Annotated in this window: 2 protein-coding genes; both read right to left on the bottom strand. The window is 56.3% G+C overall.

Going from position 1 to position 1883, the window contains the following annotated elements:
* Positions 1–185 precede the first annotated feature (185 nt).
* Positions 186–683, bottom strand: coding sequence for a hypothetical protein (locus JCM9942_RS14975; RefSeq protein ID WP_241772712.1), 498 nt, complete (start codon positions 681–683; stop codon positions 186–188).
* Between the two features lie 202 nt (positions 684–885).
* Positions 886–1883 (bottom strand): AIPR family protein (locus JCM9942_RS14970; protein ID WP_172675147.1); only part of this gene is annotated, 998 nt, incomplete at its 5' end.

Raw genomic sequence — 1883 nt, 5'->3', positions numbered from 1 at the left:
GAACCTTTTTTCTATTCCGGATAGCTTCTCAGCTACTCCACCGAGTCCTCGGACTGCTTCCGGCGCCCCCGGCCTGGCGCCCCAAACACGAACGGCTTTGGCCTTGCACCGAGCATCGAACGCCCCCACAACGAAACAGGCCGCCCTAGGGCGGCCTGTGAGAACGCATGCGCAATAACTACCGCTTACGCCGACTCGGGCTCCGGCTCGGAACGGCGGCGGCTTTTCTTCCAGCGAAAGCCCAACTCGTTGCGCAAGGCGTCCAAGCCCTTGTCCCGACCCGAGACCTTGAGCTGGTTGTAGCCCTCCAAGGCCACGGTCATCACGTCGCTGCCCAATGTCATTTCGGTATCCGATGCACGACCGCCGAGCCGATTGAGGCGATCCATGATCGGCCGCAACTGATCGACCGCCACCAAATCGGCTTTGGCACCGGGCAGCGCTGCCGACAGGCTGGGCGGAATGATGTCCGGGTTCTGCTCCAACGCCTCCAATGCCCGGCGAGCGAACACTTCTGAGCCCGGCCCCATCTTCAACATCCGCCGGCGCTGAAACGGCTGCATGGCCGTCAACTGGCTCAGCTCCGTTTCCAAGCTGAGCAACGCTGCGTTGATCCGGTCTACCTGTTCTTGCGACAACACCAAAGAAGCCTTGCTCTGTGCCATTTCGAACTTCCCTTTCATAGAAAGCCACCTTCTTGGCGGCAGGCCTATTGCGGGCAATGGCGCATCAGATGACTATCAGGCCTTGTCTTTCTGTGCTGTCACAGATTGCCGATGAAACTGTCAGAAAACTCTGACAGCGCCCGGTTTTCCACGCACTCAAGCGTGCCTGCATCAGGGTACATGCGCAAAAAAAAGTAATGCAGGCTTGGCCGCGATCTCCCTATTTGATCTCGGGAATGAAACCCGCAGTGTCTGCCAACGACAGCTCCCGAAGCTCTTTCCAGCAGTCCTCCTTCTTTGCCCACTCGCTGACCATCCTGCCGTTTGCCGTCGAGTGCAAGGCGGCATTTACCTCCCTTGCCCACACCCGAATCTGATCCTTGAACGCGCCAGAAATACCCTGCTGCTCCCATATACGAACAAGATCAACCCTGCCCCCATGGGCCTTGGCAATCAGCGACACAAGATAGATGGCCACATTTCCTTGAAATGCCGGGAACATTGGCCTGACAAGCGAGTGGACCTGCTTGAAAAGAATCACCTTGCCGATCATGCGTTTGAATGCATGAGCATCTGGAATGATCGACTCACCACGCTCTTCCCGCTCACGCACATCATCCATGAACCGGGCAAAATTTTTCTGCCCACCAAGGCTTGCCAGATCCGGCCTGCCATCCCACGAATTGAGGAACTTTGCGAGATCCGTCTTGGTCAGCCGACGTGCAGGCGGAACAACGTTCGTCTTAAGGTTCCTGTACCTCGCTGGTGTACTTCCTTCGCGGGCCAACATGGTTGTATAGCTGCCGGCCGCGCGCTCATAGAACCAGCGCCCAACGCCATCGGGCAGATACACTGAATTCGAGAGTTTTTCCAGTTCAACATGGAAAGGAGAGTTCGCGGAGAGATCGGATTGTTTGACAGTATTCTGGCTATTGGCAAACCGGGAGATGTCGCTGATCAACGCCTCCTCCGCAGCTGGATTATCGGCTTTGAGGACAACGACCTTTGCGGGAACGCCAACTCTTCCAAGATCGGTGTCAGCATATTTCTTCTTGGTGAAATAAATCGAGGCCGTTGTCTGCCCACCGTTTACGATCTGCATGCCTTTCAACCAAGCAATCCCAGGACCGCCCTGAGTGGTCCTCCCCAAGCTTGCCTCGTCGGCAACAACCACAATTCCATTGTTATAGGCGACAAATTTTTCCGGCTCTGACCGCA

This window comes from Stenotrophomonas pictorum JCM 9942 (assembly GCF_001310775.1).
Taxonomy (GTDB): Bacteria; Pseudomonadota; Gammaproteobacteria; order Xanthomonadales; family Xanthomonadaceae; genus Stenotrophomonas; species Stenotrophomonas pictorum.
The sequence above is the reverse complement of the archived record's forward strand: the minus strand, read 5'-3'. Positions and strand labels throughout refer to the sequence as shown.